Below are 16,106 nucleotides of genomic sequence, written 5' to 3'. Positions count from 1 at the left end.
GTTCAGCTCACCCGTCGCGCCCCCGCCGAAGGCACCGCCGGGAACACCCGGGGTGCCGTGTAGCCCGCCGCGGCGAAGGCCTCTGTCACGGCCTTGGTGATCGTGTCCACGTCGGCGGACTCGGCCAGCACGATCGCCGAGCCGCCGAAGCCGCCGCCCGTCATGCGGGCGCCCAGCGCGCCGGCGGTGTTGGCGGTGGCGACGACCAGGTCCAGCTCGTCGCAGGAGATGCGCAGGTCGTCGCGGAGGGAGGCGTGCCCGTCCGTGAGTACGGGGCCGATCGCCCGGACGTCACCGGCGTCCAGCAGCGCGATGACGCGCTCCACCCGGTGATCGTCCGAGACGACATGGCGTACGTAACGGCGTACGCGCTCGTCGTCGAGGCGTGCGAGGGCCGCGTCGAGCTCGTCGTACGCGACATCCCGCAGGTGCGAGACGCCGAGCAACCGTGCGCCCTCCTCGCACCCTTCGCGCCGCTCGGCGTACTCGCCGTCGCCCAGCGCGTGCTTGACGCGGCTGTCGACGACCAGCAACTCCAGCCCGTGGGAGGCCAGGTCGAAGGGGACCTGGCGGATGGACAGGTCGCGGCAGTCGAGGTGCAGGGCCTGCCCCTCGACGCAGCACGCCGACGCCGTCTGGTCCATGATCCCGCAGGGCACCCCGACGAAGTCGTTCTCGGCGCGCTGCGCGAGCCGGGCCAACTCGGGCCGGGGGAGGTCGAGTTCGTACAGGTCGTTGAGGGCGAGCGCCATCACGACCTCGAGGGCGGCGGAAGAGGACAGGCCCGCGCCCGTCGGCACGGTCGACGCGAGGTGCACGTCGGCACCGGTGATCGTGTGCCCCGCCTCGCGCAGCGCCCAGACGACACCCGCCGGGTACGCGGCCCAGCTGGTGTTCGTCAGCGGCGCCAGCTCGTCGACGCGCAGCTCGACGACCGGCCCCTCGATGTCGGCCGAGTGCAGCCGCAGCACGCCGTCATCCCGGCGGGAGACCGCCGCGACCGCCGTGTGCGGCAGGGCGAGCGGCATCACGAACCCCTCGTTGAAGTCCGTGTACTCGCCGATCAGGTTGACCCGGCCGGGCGCCGCCCAGACGCCCTCCGGCTCCACCCCGTACAGCTCTTCGAAGCCCTCGCGTACGCCCACCGAATTACTGCTCCCTGTTCTGAGCGAACGCCCACGCGTCCGCGACGATCCCCGCGAGATCCGCGCGGGACGGGTTCCAGCCGAGCCGCTCGCGCGCGGTCGCCGCCGAGGCGACCAGCACCGCCGGGTCACCGGCCCGGCGCGGGGCCATGACCTCGGGGATCGGGTGCCCGGTCACCTGGCGGACGGTCTCGATGACCTCGCGGACGGAGAAGCCGTTGCCGTTGCCGAGGTTGCAGATGAGGTGTTCGCCGGGGGTGGCGGACTCGACCGCGAGCAGGTGGGCCTCGGCCAGGTCCGCGACGTGGATGTAGTCGCGGATGCAGGTGCCGTCCGGCGTCGGGTAGTCGTCGCCGAAGACGGAGATCGCGTCCCGGCGGCCCTGTGCGACCTGGAGCACCAGCGGAATGAGGTGCGACTCGGGGTCGTGCCGCTCGCCGCACTCCCCGTACGCGCCCGCCACGTTGAAGTAGCGCAGGGAGACCGCGCCCAGTCCGTGCGCCGCCGCCTCACCGGAGATCATGTGGTCGACGGCGAGCTTGGAGGCGCCGTACGGGTTGGTGGGCTTGGTCGGCGCGGACTCGAGGATCGGGGTCTGCTCCGGCTCGCCGTACGTCGCCGCGGTGGACGAGAAGACCAGCTTGCGGACGCCCGCCTCGCGCATCGCGGCGAGCAGCGCCATCGTGCCGCCGACGTTGTTGTCCCAGTACTTCTCGGGCTTGACGACGGACTCGCCGACCTGTGAGAACGCGGCGAAGTGGAGCACGGCGTCGTACGACGAGTCCAGCCATTTGGCGGCGTCGCGGATGTCGCCCTCGATGAAGGAGGCCCCGGCCGGGACGCCCTCGCGGAAGCCGGTGGAAAGGTTGTCGAGGACGGTGACCTCGTGGCCGGCCTCGATCAGATGCTGCGCGACGACGCTGCCGACATAGCCCGCGCCGCCGGTGACCAGGTACTTCCCACTCATGAACTCGCTACCTCTCGCAGTCGCTGGGCCGCGGACTCCGGCGGCACGTCGTTGATGAACACGCTCATGCCGGACTCGGAGCCCGCGAGGAACTTCAGCTTGCCGGAAGTGCGGCGAATGGTGAAAAGCTCGAGGTGGAGCGCGAAGTCGTCCCGGTTGACGCCTTCGAACTCCTCCAGCGCGCCGAAGGGCGCCTGGTGCCAGGCGGCGATGTACGGCGTCGGAGGCTCGCCCTCACCGAAAATCCGGTCGAAGCGCCTCAAGAGTTCCAGATACACCTGAGGGAATTCTTTGCGTGCGTCCTCGTCGAGCCCGAGCAGGTCGGGCACGCGACGGCGCGGGTAGAGGTGGACCTCGTACGGCCAGTGGGCGGCGTACGGCACGAAGGCCACCCAGTGCTCGGTCGCCAGGACGACCCGCTCGCCCTCCGCGAGTTCGCGCGCGACGACCTCGTCGAAGAGGTTCTCACCGCCGGTGGCCTCCTTGTGCGCCGCGAGGGAGCGCAGCATCAGCGCCGTACGCGGGGTGGTGAAGGGGTAGGCGTAGATCTGCCCGTGCGGGTGGCCGAGGGTGACGCCGATCTCGGCGCCGCGGTTCTCGAAGCAGAAGACCTGTTCGACGGCGGGGAGGTGGGACAGCTCGGCGGTCCGGTCGGTCCACGCCTCCAGGACGAGCCCCGCCTGTTCCTCGGTCAGGTCGGCGAAGGACGAGTCGTGGTCGGAGGTGAAGCAGACGACCTCACAGCGGCCGGAGTCACCGGCCAGGGACGGGAAACGGTTCTCGAAGACCGCGACGTCGTACGAGGAGTCGGGGATCTCGCTGAGCCGGTCGCCCTGGGACGGGCACAGGGGGCACTCGTTCGCCGGGGGGTGATAGGTGCGCCCCTGGCGGTGCGAGGCGATCGCCACCGAGTCGCCGAGCAGGGGGTCCCGGCGCACCTGGGAGGTGGTGACGGTCGGATCGAGCGGACGTCGGTCGACGGCGTCGCGCACCATGTCGTCGCGTGAGTCGTAGTAGATCAGCTCACGACCGTCGGCCAACCGGGTCGAGGTCTTCTTCACCGCTGGACTCCTCATCCACACCGCATCAAACCACCCAACATAACCAAACACAACAAACCACAAAGCAACAGCAACGTCAATGGCCGTGGGGGTTTGGGGGGTGTCTGTGAAGCTTGGGCAGCGTTATGAGGCGCGTGGGGCATAGATACCGGCATGCCTACCCCCACCTACCTGGCCGACGGAGCCGGGACCCACCTGGCTGCCGAGCTCCGGCTCCCCACGAACGGGCTCGACTACGCGATCCTCGGCATCTACTTCGTCGTCGTGCTCGGCATCGGCTTCGCCGCCAAGCGCTCGGTCAAGACCAGCCTCGACTTCTTCCTCTCCGGGCGCTCGCTGCCCGCCTGGATCACCGGCCTCGCGTTCATCTCGGCCAACCTGGGTGCCACCGAGATCCTGGGCATGGCCGCGAACAGCGCGCAGTACGGCGTCTACACCGTGCACTGGTACTGGATCGGCGCCATTCCCGCCATGGTCTTCCTCGGCCTGGTGATGATGCCGTTCTACTACGGCTCGAAGGTCCGCTCGGTCCCGGAGTTCCTGCTCCTGCGCTTCGACAAAGCGGCGCATCTGCTGAGCTCGATCCTGTTCGCCTTCGCCGCGATCCTGATCGCGGGCGTCAATCTCTACTCACTGGCGATCGTGGTCGAGGCCCTGCTCGGCTGGCCGCAGTGGGTGGCGATCGTCGTCGCGGGCTTCTTCGTCCTCGCCTACATCACCCTCGGCGGTCTGTCGTCCGCGATCTACAACGAGGTGCTGCAGTTCTTCGTCATCCTCGCCGCGCTGATCCCGATCGCCGTACTCGGTCTGAAGCGGGTGGGCGGCTGGGGCGGCCTGGAGGACTCGCTCGAAGCGAGCCACGGCGCGAACTTCATGACGGCGTGGGGCGGTACGGGCATCGGCAGCGACAACCCGCTGGGCGCCAACTGGCTGACCATCGTCCTGGGCCTCGGCTTCGTCCTCTCCTTCGGCTACTGGACGACGAACTACGCCGAGGTCCAGCGCGCGCTGTCGGCCAAGAACCTCTCCGCGGCCCAGCGGACGCCCCTGATCGCGGCGTTCCCGAAGATCTTCGTCGTCTTCCTGGTGATGATCCCGGGCCTGGTGGCGGCGGTCCTGGTCCCGAAGATCGGCACGGCGGGCTCGGATCTCCAGTACAACGACGCGGTTCCCTACCTGATGCAGGAGCTCCTGCCCAACGGCGTGCTCGGCATCGCGGTGACCGGCCTGCTGGCGGCCTTCATGGCGGGCATGGCGGCCAACGTCTCGTCCTTCAACACGGTGTTCACGACGGACATCTGGGCGAGGTACGTGGTGCAGGACCGGGAGGACACCTACTACGTCCGCTTCGGCCGCCTGATCACCGTGATCGGCGTCCTGGCCTCGATCGGCACGGCGTTCCTGGCCTCGTCCTTCTCCAACATCATGAGCTACCTCCAGACACTCTTCTCCTTCTTCAACGTGCCGATGTTCGTGGTCTTCATCGTCGGCATGTTCTGGAAGCGGGCGTCGGTGAAGTCGGGCTTCTGGGGCCTGCTGGCGGGCACGACGGCAGCGATGATCAACTACTTCGTCATCTACAAGCAGGGAATCATCGGCATCCCCTCCGACCAGGGCGCCAACTTCGTCTCGGCGATCGCGGGCTTCGTGGCCGGCGCGGTGGTGATGGTGGCGGTCTCGCTCTTCACCGCCCCCAAGCCGACGGAGGACCTCCAGGGCCTGGTCTACGGCACCCGCTCCCCCGGCATGGCCGAGCCGCCCGCCGTCGGCGACGACGCCTGGTACCGCAAGCCGGCCCTGCTGGGCTGGGGCGCGATCATCCTGGCCGCGGCCTGCTACATCCCGTTCTCGTTCTGATCTCGTTCGATCTCGTTCTGACGAGGGAGGATTAAGAAACCATGTCCGACCATCACGACCATTACTCGGACCGCGACCTCCAGCGCGAGGTCACGGAGCTGGAGCACCAATCCGCGACCGCCACCCGCCTCTTCGACATCCGCACCATCATCGGCGGCCTGTTCGTCCTCTACGGCATCATCGTCACGATCGCCGGCCTCGCCGTCTCCGACGCCGACCTCGACAAGGCGGAGGGCGTCAACATCAACCTCTGGACGGGCCTGGGCATGCTCGCCCTGGGCCTGTTTTTCCTGGTGTGGCTGTGGCTACGCCCGCTGGCTGCGCCGGTACCGGTGTCGGCGCCCGAGGAGGAGCGGCCACCGTCGGAGTAACACGTGCGCCCCGCCCCCCTGGGTGCCGGAAACCGTGAACACGTTTCCGGCAAAGTGTTCACGGTTTCCGAGGGTCCTAGTCGCAGGGCGTGAACAGCAGATTCCGTGTGCCGCGTGGCCGGGGCTCGGACGACGGGACAAGCGAGCCGTCGGCTTCGGCAACCCAATCGCAGTCGTAGCCGAGCGGGCCGAACTCGGCGAGGAGCGGGTCCAGTGGCGCGTCGACCAGCGCCTCGAGGATCACGGTCGGCCGGTCGCGCTTCAACACCTGTCGAGCGCCCTGCAGGACCGACATTTCGTGGCCCTCGACGTCAATCTTGATGAGGTCCAACTTCTTGTCCGAGAACACTTCGTCGAGAGTCAGCAGTTGAATGCGCTTCATCTCGGCGCCCTCAGGGACATGCTCCAGGGACGAGCCCGTCGAGAGGAGATTCCCCGAGAAGCGGACGCTGATGTCGGCCCACCCCGGCTCGCTGGACATTCCCGCTTGGTAACGCTTCACGTTCTGGGCGTTGTTCGTCCGTAGGTTCACGGCGAGGCGGGCGTGGACCTGGTCCACCGGCTCGAACGCATGCACCTTCGCCGCGGGGTTGGCGAGCGCGGCGATCAGCGAGAAGTACCCGACGTGCGCGCCGACGTCGGCGATCGTCCTGCTCTTCGCGGCCAGCCGTGCCCACGTGGAGAGGCTGCCGGGCTCGTAACCGAAATGACCGTTCCACAGCGTTTCGAGGGCGACCGCGTCATCGTTCACACAGAACATGAGGAATGGCGGGCAGTACGGGGAGTCGATCTCGACAAATCCCCGATAAGGGTACTTCTTGCGATGGGTACGGATAATGTCGCCCGCGGAGACCGGCCGGACGGAAATCGTGTGGGCTAACGTACGGGCATTGGCTTCTTCGAGCTCGGAGATGCGCATCACGCGATGGTAGGGCCACAATCGTGGATTGTCGCCTATTTCTGAAATCAGCGGCTCGCCCGGTTCGGTATTTCGCATCCCGCTTGACCCGGACGGGCCGCCTCCGCATTTCACTCGCGCAATTTCACTTTCACAACGGCAATTCCTGGCCGGCTACGGAAGTGTGTCCGCGGACGACCGCGCCACCGGCCCCACCCGGTCCAGCAGCCCCGTACGCGCCGCCAGCGCCGCCGCCTCCAGCCGCGAGCCCACCCCCAGTTTCATCAGGACCCGCTGGACGTGGGTCCGTGCCGTGGACGGGGCGATGCCCATGCCGGCCGCGATCAGGCGGGTGTCCTCGCCGTCGGCCACCCGCACCAAGACCTCCACCTCCCTCGGTGTCAGCATCTGGAGCAGGCGTTGACCCTCGTCGTCCGGCTGGGCGGCGGGGTTGAGGAGCTCACTGAAGGCGCCTTGGAGCAGAGCCGGGGCCACCGCCGCCTCGCCCGACCTCGCCTTCATGATCGCGCGCTCGACACCCTCGATGCGCTCGTCATGGCGTACGTAGCCCGAGGCGCCGGCGGCGAACGCGGCGGCGATGCCGCGCGGATTCGGGACCGGGCCCAGGACCAGGATCGCCACCTGCGGGCGCTCCCGTTTGATCTTGATCACCGGGTCGAAGATTCCCGGCTCGGCCGGTGTCGCCGTGCCGATCAGGCACACCTCGGGTGCCCTTGTGATCACCAGCTCCGCCGCACCCGCGGCGGGCGCCGCCGCGGCGAGCACCCGGTGCCCGCGCAGCTTCAATGCCGAGGCCAGCGCCTCGGCGAGCAATCGGTGGTCATCGACCACCATGAGCCGCACTCCCATCGAGCAACCCCCCAGTCCCCCCAGACATCCCCACTGGTTCCCCGCGGATTAGAAGCCCCCCGGCTCTCCATCCCCGGAAGCTACACGCTTGTTCGACGTTGCGCTTCCCCTACTGGAGAGAAGTGCCCCGGAATATCAAAATTCCTCGCATTCGGGTGTGATGAGGGGTAAGCGCACGACCCCGCGCCTGAGCAGGAGCGGGGTCATGAAAGGTCCATGATCACAAGGGTGGTTCGGCTACTGCGCGGCGAACGCGATCGCCAAGTACGCCTTGTCGTCCGCGTCGTACGGCTTGGCGGCGTAGACCACCTGCTTGTACGCGGCCTTCACCACGACCTTGTCGGTGATCCACATGCCGGGGGCGTCGGCACCGGAAGCGGGCGCGTCCGGCCCCTCCTTGCACCAGAGCACCTTCGGAGGCTTACGCGTCCTCGGCGAGCTCCAGCCAGCGCAGCTCCAGATCCTCGCGCTCGCCGGCCAACTCGCGCAGTTCGGCGTCGAGTTTGGCCACCTTCCCGAAGTCCGTGGCGTTGTCGGCGATTTGGGCGTGCAGCTTGGTCTCCTTCTCGGAGATCTTGTCGAGCTGCCGCTCGATCCTCTGCAGTTCCTTCTTCGCGGCGCGCGCGTCCGCGGCGGACACGGCGGACGCGGTCTTGGCGGACGCCGGGGCGGCGGCGAGTACGGCGGCCGCGGCGACCTCCTCCATCCGCTTGCGCCGCTCCAGGTACTCGTCGATCCCGCGCGGCAGCATCCGCAGCGTGCCGTCGCCGAGCAGCGCGAACACGTTGTCCGTCGTGCGCTCGACGAAGAACCGGTCGTGGGAGATCACGACCATCGAACCGGGCCAGCCGTCGAGCAGGTCCTCCAGCTGGGTCAGCGTCTCGATGTCGAGGTCGTTGGTGGGCTCGTCGAGGAAGAGGACGTTGGGCTCGTCCATCAGCAGACGCAGCAGCTGGAGCCGCCGCCGCTCACCACCGGACAGGTCTCCGACCGGCGTCCACTGCTTCTCCTTGTTGAAGCCGAACGTCTCGCAGAGCTGCCCCGCGGTCATCTCCCGCCCCTTGCCGAGGTCGACGCGGTCGCGCACGGCCTGGACGGCCTGCAACACCCGCAGAGTCGGCTCGAGTTCGGTGACTTCCTGGGAGAGGTAGGCGAGCTTGACGGTCTTGCCGGTGAGGATCCGGCCGGCCGCGGGCTGCCGCTCGCCCTCGCTGCGGGCGGCCTCGGCCATGGCGCGCAGGAGGGAGGTCTTGCCGGCGCCGTTCACGCCCACGAGGCCGACCCGGTCGCCGGGGCCGAGCTGCCAGGTGAGGTGCTTGAGCAGCACCTTCGGGCCCGCCTGGACGGTCACGTCCTCGAGGTCGAAGACGGTCTTGCCGAGCCGGGAGCTGGCGAACTTCATCAGCTCGCTCTTGTCGCGCGGCGGCGGTACGTCCGCGATGAGCTCGTTGGCGGCCTCGACGCGGAAGCGGGGCTTGGAGGTGCGGGCGGGGGCGCCGCGGCGCAGCCACGCCAGCTCCTTGCGGACCAGGTTCTGCCGCTTGACCTCCTCGGTGGCGGCGATGCGCTCGCGCTCGGCACGGGCGAACACGTAGTCGGAGTAGCCGCCCTCGTACTCGTACACATCGCCCTTCTGCACGTCCCACATGCGGGTGCAGACCTGGTCGAGGAACCAGCGGTCGTGGGTGACGCACACCAGTGCGGAGCGGCGTTCGCGCAGGTGCTGGGCGAGCCAGGCGATGCCCTCGACGTCCAGGTGGTTGGTGGGCTCGTCGAGGATGATCAGGTCCTGCTCCTCGATGAGCAGTTTGGCGAGGGCGATGCGGCGGCGTTCGCCGCCGGAGAGGGGGCCGATGACGGTGTCGAGGCCCTGCGGGAACCCGGGGAGGTCCAGCCCTCCGAACAAGCCCGTCAGTACGTCCCTGATCTTGGCGTTGCCCGCCCACTCGTGGTCGGCCAGGTCGCGGATGACCTCGTGGCGGACGGTGGCCGTGGGGTCGAGCGAATCGTGCTGGGTGAGTACGCCGAGGTGCAGGCCGCCGGAGTGCGTGACCCTTCCGGTGTCGGCCTCCTCCAGCTTGGCGAGCATCCGGATGAGGGTGGTCTTGCCGTCGCCGTTGCGGCCCACCACGCCGATGCGGTCGCCCTCGCTGACGCCGAGGGAGACTCCGTCGAGCAGGGCACGGGTGCCGTACACCTTGCTGACGGACTCGACATTGACCAGGTTGACGGCCATTTCTCTCCTGACAAGGGGGACGATCGACCCTCAAGGGTAGTCTGCGCCCGGCCTCCGGCGGGCCTCGGCTGTTCTCGCCCCCGCCGCCCCTACCCGTCCCATCCCCCGGGGGCTCCGCCCCCGGACCCCCGGCAGGTGGTTCCTTTGCTGCGGGAGGGTGGGGGCTGGGCGCGCAGTTCCCCGCGCCCCTAGGCATCTCAGCCCGTCCGGCGATTGAGGACGAGGCCGTTCAGGCCGAAACGGGGGTCCGGGGGCGGAGCCCCCAGGGGGACGGGACTGGGTAGGGGCGGCGGGGGCGAGGAAGACCCGCCTCAGCCGTCAGAAAGCCGCTGCCGTGGGATCAGCGCCGATGCCGGAGCCAGCGAGCGGCCATGGCCCTGGCCACCATCCCCCACCGCCCGATCGTGCACAGGCATGTCGTCCCGCAGCAGACTCTCGGGAATGAGGACGGCCGCGGTGACGCCTCCGCTCGGCGTCGGGCGGAGTTCCACGCGCAGACCCTGCCGCTCGGCCAGCCGGTTCACCACGAACAGCCCGATCTGCTTGGCGTCGAGGAGATCGACCCGCTGGGCCTGGATCTTCCGGTTGGCCTCGGCCATGGCGTCCTCGTTCATGCCGAAGCCGCTGTCCTCGACCTCGATGAGCACCCCGTCCCGCAACCGCGCGGCCTTCAGCTGCACCTGCGTGCTGGGCGGCGAGAAGGCGGCGGCGTTCTCGACGAGCTCGGCCAGCAGGTGGATCACGTCCGCCACCGAGCCCCCCGCCACCGACACCCTCGGCACGGCCCAGATCTGCACCCGGGTGGCGTCCTCGATCTCCGCGACCGCCGCCCGCAGCACATCCGCGAGCGCGATCGGCGTACGCCAGCCTCGTCCGGGCGCGATCCCGGACAGGATGAGGAGGCTCTCGGAGTGGCGCCGCATGCGAGTCGCGAGGTAGTCGACGCGGTAGAGGTCCTGCAGCTCCCCGTGGTCCCGCTGCCGCTGCTCCATCGTGGCGAGCAGGTCGAGCTGCCGGTGCAGCAGCACCTGACTGCGGCGCGCGAGGCTCACGTACACCCCCGAGATACCGCTCAGCAGCTCGGCCCGCTCGGACGCGGCCTTGAGCGCCGCCCGCTGGACGGCGGTCAGGGCCGTGCCCACCTGGGCCAGCTCGTCGCCCACCAGCCGCCGCATGGGCGCCTCGGCGTCGATGTCGACGCCCTGCCCGGCGTGCAGTCGCCGCATGGCCTGCGGCAGCCGGCGCCCGGCGACCTCGAGCGCGGAGTTCCGCAGATCGAGCAGTTCGACGATCAGGCCGCGCCCGACCAGCACGGACACCAGCAGTGACAGCAGCACACCCACCAGACCCAGCACCACCGCGACCCCGGACGCGCCGAGCGTGTCCCAGCCGAACGGGTTCGCCTTCGCCGCGGCGGTCGTACCGGCCCCGGCCTCCGCCTTGGTCAGCCCGGCCAGGACACCGCTGACAGCGCCGTCCCAGCCCTCCAGGGAGTCGGCCGACACGGCCGAGGCGCCCGGCCCGGCATCGCGCACCCGATCCTCGACGGCCGCCAACCGCGCGTACCCGTCACCCTTCAGAACCGTGTTGTACGCCGCCCGGTGCTCGGCCTTCAGATCGGCGACGGCAGGCGTCAGCAGCTCCCGCTGAGTGGCGACAGCCCCGACGAACAGCGCGTACTCGGTGCCGCTCAGCGTCCCGGCCCCGCCCCCGGCCGCGAGCAGTGCCCGCTCTCGCGCGACGGCCTCGCGCGCCCGGGAGAGTTCGAGGACGACGCGGGCCTCGGAGGTCGCGTCGGTGGTCTCGTCCCCGGTGAGCGCACCGGTGACGGAGAAGCCGTGCTCGATGATCGCGGAGTACTTCGTGTACGCCGCCGAGGGCGCCGCCCCCTTAACGCCGACTTCCGAACGCAGTGCGGTCAGCCCGCCCGCGTCGGACTGGAGACGTTCGAGACGGCCCTGCAGCCCGGCGTTCAGCAGCTCGGCGTCGGAGCTGGAGGCGTTGACGCCGTCGAGCAGTACGGAGGCGGCCTTGTCCGTGGTGGAGCGCGCGGTTTTCAGGGCGGTGAGTGAACCGTCGGCGGGTGCTGCCACATAGCGAAGGGTGGCGGTCCGCTCGTTCTGCAGAGCGGTGACGAAGTCGCCGACGGGGGCGAGGAGTTCGGAGTTGACGCTCTTGGCGCGTTCCAGGTCGCCGATGCTGGACGCGGTGGTCACGGCGGCGAAGCCCCACAGTGCCATCAGGGACACGATGGGCAGCATCAGCAGCGAGACGATTTTCGCGCGGACCGATCTGGGGCGCAGCCGGGCGGGCGTGCGGGGGACACGCATGGGGGGACCTCGTTCAGGGGGAGTTGCAACGGAGGGAAGCGCAGGGGGCTGTGAGGCGGAAGTCAGGGAGCGCTGTGGCGAGGAAGTCAGGGAGAGCTGTGGTGTCAGAGACAGCTGTGGGCAGGAACTCGAGCAGCCGTAAAGCACACGAGCGCACCCGGCGACTCACGCGGTCGACAGCTCGACCTCGCGCAGCAGCTGCGCGGCGGCAGCCGACTCCTCGCGCTTGCCGGTCGGGGACAGCGCGACGTACGCGGAGGTGAGGAAGAGGAAGGAGCCGAGCACCACGGCGAGCGGGAAGATGAACTCGGTGGCCGTGGCTCCGGAGAGCGTGGCGCTGCTGGGCGCGAGGTCGATCTTCACGGCGTACATGCCGGTGTAGTGCATGGTGCTGACCGCGAGTCCCATGACGAGCGCGGCGGCGGTGGCGAGCACGGGCCCGCGCACGATGAGGGTGAGCGTGAGCGCGGCGGTCGCGGCGACGATGGCGATGATGACGGAGGCGATGACGAGGGTGGGGTCGTATCCGACCTCGCCGTGCAGGTTGAGCGCGGCCATGCCGGTGTAGTGCATGGCCGCGACGCCGAGCCCGGTGCCGATCCCGCCGAGCGCCACGGCCCGCACGGCGGACCGCCCGTACCCGGCGGTGAAGACGCCCGCGCCGACGACGGCGACCGACATCAGCAGGCTGAGGACGGTCAGCGGGATGTCGTAGCGGATCGGCGTCCCGTCGACACTGAAGCCCATCATGGCGATGAAGTGCATGGTCCAGATGCCGGAGCCGATGGCGACGGAGGCCATCAGCAGCCAGTTCCGTTTCGAGGCGCCGTCGGCTTCGAGTGCCCTGACCGTGCACCGCAGTCCGAGTGCGGAACCGACGCAGGCCATCGCGTAGGACAGGACGGGGGTGACCCATCCTGCACTGAAGTGGTCCATGTGACCCATGGGGAAGCCCCTCTCGTCCGTCGCGCGGGCACGGCCGCGCACACGGGATTACCACCGGTAACTAGAGACCGGGGACGCCTGATCATGCCAGCACCCTACGAGGGGGCAGAGCGCGCGAAAGGGGCCATGGGGGCGATGGGTAAGAACAGAACTACGGCGACATAGGCAACAGGTCTCCTGCATATTTATGCAGCATTCGATCGCCCGCGCCCCGCCCGCTCCACCAACAGCCACCCCGCGAGGGTCATCGCCACCGCCACCGGAGCCGTCACCTGGACAGCGATCAACACCGCCGTACGCCCGTCCAGCAGCCCCCCGAAACCGACCATGGAAAGCCCGAGCACCCCGAAGAGGCAGAGGGTGACACCCAGGGCGGCGGCCCCCCTCCCACCTGCGGACGAGGACACCAACTCCCGTACGGAAGAGTGCTGTTCACACCGCCGGAACAGCGCGACCAACACCCCTGTCAGCACCCCCGCCGCCACGATCCGGGGCGGCACCTGCGCCCACCACTCACCCGTGGCGGGCTCCGGCAGCCGCACGCCCAGCGTCAGCAGCGCCCCGTACACCCCGAGCATCGCCGTGAGGTGCCACAGAAATGCCGTCATAGATATTCCGTTGGCCGCAATGACGGCGCGCCACACCCGCGGGCTGCGCAACCATCGCTCCGCAAACCTCCGCAACATCTCCACTCCGCCGACCAGCCACAGCCCGTGGCACAGCAGCGCGAAGGTGGGCGGCGCCATGTTCGAGATCTTCTCGCCGGGCATACCGACCATGGACAGCGGATACGGCCCGTACGCCACCAGGAGCACGGCCCCGGCGAGCCCGACGCCCGCGAGGACGTACGGCCTCCCCAGCCTTCCGTCCGCGCGCAGGAATCCGAGCTGATGGACGGCGAGCCAGACGAACGCGAAGTTCAGGGACTCGACGTACGGCACTCCGAAGCCGAACCGAGCCACGTCCACGAGCCCGGCCGCGGCCACCAGCCCGCCGAACGCGCCCCATCCGTACTTCTCGTGCAGCCCGAGCAGCGGCGGTGTGAAGGCCACCATCGCCAGATAGATCCCGATGAACCACAACGGCTGGGCGACCAGACGCAACGAGACATCCAGCAACCCGCCTCCCTCACCCGCGAGCTGAAGCGCCAGGGCGGCCAGCCCCCACACCCCGATGAACACCACCGTCGGACGCAGCAGCCGCTGCAGTCGGGCGCGTACGAAGTCGGAGTACACCGCTGTGCCCGCCTTCTTTCGCAAGGAGCGGTACGACAGCGCGTGCGAGAAGCCGCCGACGAAGAAGAAGACCGGCATGACCTGGAGCGCCCAGGTGAGCAGTTGGAGCCGGGGCTCCACGGCGAGCAGATTCCCGACCTCGACCTGCCCGTCGCCGCGCACCGACACGGCGGCCATCAGCCAGTGCCCGAGCACCACCGTGCCGAGCGAGGCGACCCGCAGCAGGTCGATGTACTTGTCGCGCGAGGCGGGTGTGGCCGCGGCGAGGTCACGAGCGCTTGATCCCATACGAGTACGGTCGCGCCGCGGGCCCGCACCGCGTCAGCGCTCCCGTACTCAACTCGCGTCTGAGTACGGGCCGTCAGACGACCGTGGCGCCGGGCGCGGGTCCCGCCGCGACCCGTACCGCCCGGCAGGTGCCGGAGGCGCGCAGCGCGTCGGCGACCGTCGCCGCCGACTCGGCGTCGGGCGCGAGGAAGGCCGTGGTCGGACCCGAGCCGGAGACGAGCGCGGCGAGGGCGCCCGCCGTGCGGCCCGCGGCGAGGGTGTCGGCGAGGGCCGGGAAGAGGGAGAGGGCGGCGGGCTGGAGATCGTTGGAGACGGCGGCCGCGAGGGCGGCGGGGTCGCCCTTGGCCAGGGCGTCGAGCAGTTCCTGGGAGGCGACGGGCTCGGGAATCCGCACCCCGTCGTTCAGCCGGTCGAACTCCCGGAAGACCGCCGGGGTCGACAGCCCGCGGTCGGCCATCGCGAACACCCAGTGGAAGGTGCCGCCGACCTCCAGGGCCCTGAGCTTCTCGCCGCGCCCGGTGCCCAGCGCCGCCCCGCCCACCAGACTGAACGGCACGTCGCTGCCCAGCTCGGCGCAGATGTCGAGGAGTTCGTCGCGGGAGGCGTTCGTACCCCACAGGGCGTCGCAGGCGACGAGCGCGCCCGCGCCGTCGGCGCTGCCGCCCGCCATGCCGCCCGCGACGGGGATGTCCTTGATGATGTGGAGGTGGACGGCGGGTTCGACGCCGTGGCGGCGGGCGAGCTCGAGCGCCGCGCGGGCCGCCAGGTTCGTACGGTCGAGGGGGACCTGATCGGCGTCCGGGCCCTCGCAGGTGATGCGCAGCTCGTCGGACGGGGTCACGGTGACGTGGTCGTACAGGCCGACCGCGAAAAAGACGTTGGCCAGTTCGTGGAAGCCGTCGGGGCGGGCGCCGCCCACCGCGAGCTGGACGTTGACCTTGGCAGGGACGCGTACTGTCACCGTCTCCGTCACGGCTGGGCGCTCTCCTTGTTCTCGGCGTTCTCGGCGTTCTCGTCGATACGGTTCTCGGCGATACGGGCGAACTCCTCGACCGTGAGCGACTCCCCACGTGCCTGCGGCGAGACACCGGCGGCGACGAGCGCGGCCTCCGCGGCGGGGGCCGAACCCGCCCAACCCGCGAGGGCCGCCCTCAGCGTCTTGCGGCGCTGGGCGAAGGCGGCGTCGACGACGGCGAACACCTCGCGCTTGGAGGCCGTGGTCTTGAGCGGCTCCGCCCGCCGCACCAGCGAGACGAGCCCGCTGTCGACGTTCGGCGCGGGCCAGAAGACGTTCCGGCCGATCGAGCCGGCGCGCTTCACGTCGGCGTACCAGTTGGCCTTCACGGACGGGACGCCGTACACCTTCGAGCCGGGGGCGGCGGCGAGCCGGTCCGCCACCTCGGCCTGCACCATCACCAGCGTGCGCTCGATGGTCGGGAAGGTTTCGAGCATGTGCAGCAGTACCGGCACGGCGACGTTGTACGGCAGGTTGGCGACGAGCGCGGTGGGCGCGGGGCCCGGCAGCTCGCTCACCCGCATGGCGTCGGAGTGCACGAGCGTGAACCGCTCGGCGCGGTCCGGCATACGGGCGGCGATGGTCGAGGGCAGCGCTCCGGCGAGTACGTCGTCGATCTCCACGGCGATGACCCGGTCGGCCACCTCCAGCAGGGCGAGGGTCAGCGAGCCGAGGCCGGGGCCGACCTCGACCGCGATGTCGTCGGGGCGGACGTCGGCGGTGCGCACGATGCGCCGCACGGTGTTCGCGTCGATCACGAAGTTCTGGCCGCGCTGCTTGGTGGGCCGTACGCCGAGGGTGCCCGCGAGTTCGCGGATGTCGGCGGGGCCCAGGAGGGCGTCGGGGGTGGGGCTGCTCACGCACCAAGGGTACGGGGGTGGCGGGGCG

Annotated in this window: 14 protein-coding genes; 2 read left to right on the top strand and 12 right to left on the bottom strand. The window is 69.8% G+C overall.

Annotated elements, in window-relative coordinates:
- Positions 1-2: 2 nt before the first annotated feature.
- The 3 genes from galK to galT are packed head-to-tail and all read right to left on the bottom strand — an operon-like array spanning position 3 to position 3,173.
- Complete coding sequence (galK, locus tag ACX28W_RS26685; RefSeq protein WP_459001997.1) at positions 3-1,145, bottom strand: galactokinase; 1,143 nt, start codon at positions 1,143-1,145, stop codon at positions 3-5.
- A gap of 4 nt (positions 1,146-1,149) precedes the next feature.
- A complete protein-coding gene (gene galE / locus ACX28W_RS26680; protein ID WP_459001995.1) occupies positions 1,150-2,112 on the bottom strand; it encodes a UDP-glucose 4-epimerase GalE in 963 nt (320 codons plus the stop codon).
- The gene (gene galT, locus ACX28W_RS26675) at positions 2,109-3,173 is read right to left on the bottom strand and encodes a galactose-1-phosphate uridylyltransferase (RefSeq protein WP_459001994.1); all 1,065 of its coding nucleotides are present in this window, start codon (positions 3,171-3,173) and stop codon (positions 2,109-2,111) included. Before galT ends, galE begins: the two co-directional genes overlap by 4 nt.
- Before the next feature lie 153 nt (positions 3,174-3,326).
- Here galT and ACX28W_RS26670 point away from each other — a divergent pair, with 153 nt between their 5' ends.
- Both ACX28W_RS26670 and ACX28W_RS26665 read left to right on the top strand, forming a co-directional pair.
- On the top strand, positions 3,327-5,030 hold the full coding sequence (locus ACX28W_RS26670) for a sodium:solute symporter family protein (RefSeq protein WP_459001992.1): 1,704 nt from the start codon (positions 3,327-3,329) through the stop codon (positions 5,028-5,030).
- A gap of 41 nt (positions 5,031-5,071) precedes the next feature.
- Positions 5,072-5,401: a hypothetical protein gene (locus ACX28W_RS26665; protein WP_459001991.1), complete on the top strand. Its 330-nt coding sequence runs from the start codon at positions 5,072-5,074 to the stop codon at positions 5,399-5,401.
- Positions 5,402-5,477: 76 nt separating this feature from the next.
- Here ACX28W_RS26665 and ACX28W_RS26660 read toward each other — a convergent pair whose 3' ends face one another.
- The 9 genes from ACX28W_RS26660 to rsmA all read right to left on the bottom strand — a co-directional run bounded on the left by ACX28W_RS26660 (position 5,478) and on the right by rsmA (position 16,078).
- Positions 5,478-6,320: an FkbM family methyltransferase gene (locus tag ACX28W_RS26660; RefSeq protein ID WP_459001990.1), complete on the bottom strand. Its 843-nt coding sequence runs from the start codon at positions 6,318-6,320 to the stop codon at positions 5,478-5,480.
- Between the two features lie 153 nt (positions 6,321-6,473).
- On the bottom strand, positions 6,474-7,169 hold the full coding sequence (locus ACX28W_RS26655; protein ID WP_459001989.1) for a helix-turn-helix transcriptional regulator: 696 nt from the start codon (positions 7,167-7,169) through the stop codon (positions 6,474-6,476).
- Between the two features lie 237 nt (positions 7,170-7,406).
- Positions 7,407-7,580, bottom strand: coding sequence for a hypothetical protein (locus tag ACX28W_RS26650; RefSeq protein ID WP_459001988.1), 174 nt, complete (start codon positions 7,578-7,580; stop codon positions 7,407-7,409).
- 10 nt (positions 7,581-7,590) lie between these two features.
- On the bottom strand, positions 7,591-9,405 hold the full coding sequence (locus tag ACX28W_RS26645; RefSeq protein ID WP_459001987.1) for an ABC-F family ATP-binding cassette domain-containing protein: 1,815 nt from the start codon (positions 9,403-9,405) through the stop codon (positions 7,591-7,593).
- A 311-nt stretch (positions 9,406-9,716) separates the two neighbouring features.
- The gene (locus ACX28W_RS26640) at positions 9,717-11,735 is read right to left on the bottom strand and encodes a sensor histidine kinase (protein WP_459001985.1); all 2,019 of its coding nucleotides are present in this window, start codon (positions 11,733-11,735) and stop codon (positions 9,717-9,719) included.
- Positions 11,736-11,900: 165 nt separating this feature from the next.
- On the bottom strand, positions 11,901-12,680 hold the full coding sequence (locus ACX28W_RS26635) for an MHYT domain-containing protein (protein ID WP_459001984.1): 780 nt from the start codon (positions 12,678-12,680) through the stop codon (positions 11,901-11,903).
- Between the two features lie 185 nt (positions 12,681-12,865).
- Positions 12,866-14,203, bottom strand: coding sequence for an acyltransferase family protein (locus ACX28W_RS26630; RefSeq protein ID WP_459001983.1), 1,338 nt, complete (start codon positions 14,201-14,203; stop codon positions 12,866-12,868).
- A 73-nt stretch (positions 14,204-14,276) separates the two neighbouring features.
- Positions 14,277-15,176 carry a 4-(cytidine 5'-diphospho)-2-C-methyl-D-erythritol kinase gene (locus ACX28W_RS26625; RefSeq protein ID WP_459001981.1) on the bottom strand — a complete coding sequence of 300 codons (900 nt, stop codon included), beginning with the start codon at positions 15,174-15,176 and terminating at the stop codon, positions 14,277-14,279.
- Positions 15,173-16,078, bottom strand: coding sequence for a 16S rRNA (adenine(1518)-N(6)/adenine(1519)-N(6))-dimethyltransferase RsmA (gene rsmA / locus ACX28W_RS26620; protein WP_459001980.1), 906 nt, complete (start codon positions 16,076-16,078; stop codon positions 15,173-15,175). The genes ACX28W_RS26625 and rsmA overlap by 4 nt, the downstream gene beginning before the upstream one ends.
- Between the last annotated feature and the right edge of the window lie 28 nt (positions 16,079-16,106).

Source organism: Streptomyces sp. SD15, from assembly GCF_054462255.1.
The sequence above is the reverse complement of the archived record's forward strand: the minus strand, read 5'-3'. Positions and strand labels throughout refer to the sequence as shown.

Coding starts and splice junctions, on each gene's coding strand:
- ACX28W_RS26635 (WP_459001984.1), bottom strand. CDS start 12,680: ATGGGTCACATGGACCACTTCAGTGCAGGATGGGTCACCCCCGTCCTG.
- ACX28W_RS26630 (WP_459001983.1), bottom strand. CDS start 14,203: ATGGGATCAAGCGCTCGTGACCTCGCCGCGGCCACACCCGCCTCGCGC.
- ACX28W_RS26640 (WP_459001985.1), bottom strand. CDS start 11,735: ATGCGTGTCCCCCGCACGCCCGCCCGGCTGCGCCCCAGATCGGTCCGC.
- ACX28W_RS26655 (WP_459001989.1), bottom strand. CDS start 7,169: ATGGGAGTGCGGCTCATGGTGGTCGATGACCACCGATTGCTCGCCGAG.
- galE (WP_459001995.1), bottom strand. CDS start 2,112: ATGAGTGGGAAGTACCTGGTCACCGGCGGCGCGGGCTATGTCGGCAGC.
- ACX28W_RS26670 (WP_459001992.1), top strand. CDS start 3,327: ATGCCTACCCCCACCTACCTGGCCGACGGAGCCGGGACCCACCTGGCT.
- ACX28W_RS26665 (WP_459001991.1), top strand. CDS start 5,072: ATGTCCGACCATCACGACCATTACTCGGACCGCGACCTCCAGCGCGAG.
- ACX28W_RS26660 (WP_459001990.1), bottom strand. CDS start 6,320: ATGCGCATCTCCGAGCTCGAAGAAGCCAATGCCCGTACGTTAGCCCAC.
- ACX28W_RS26645 (WP_459001987.1), bottom strand. CDS start 9,405: ATGGCCGTCAACCTGGTCAATGTCGAGTCCGTCAGCAAGGTGTACGGC.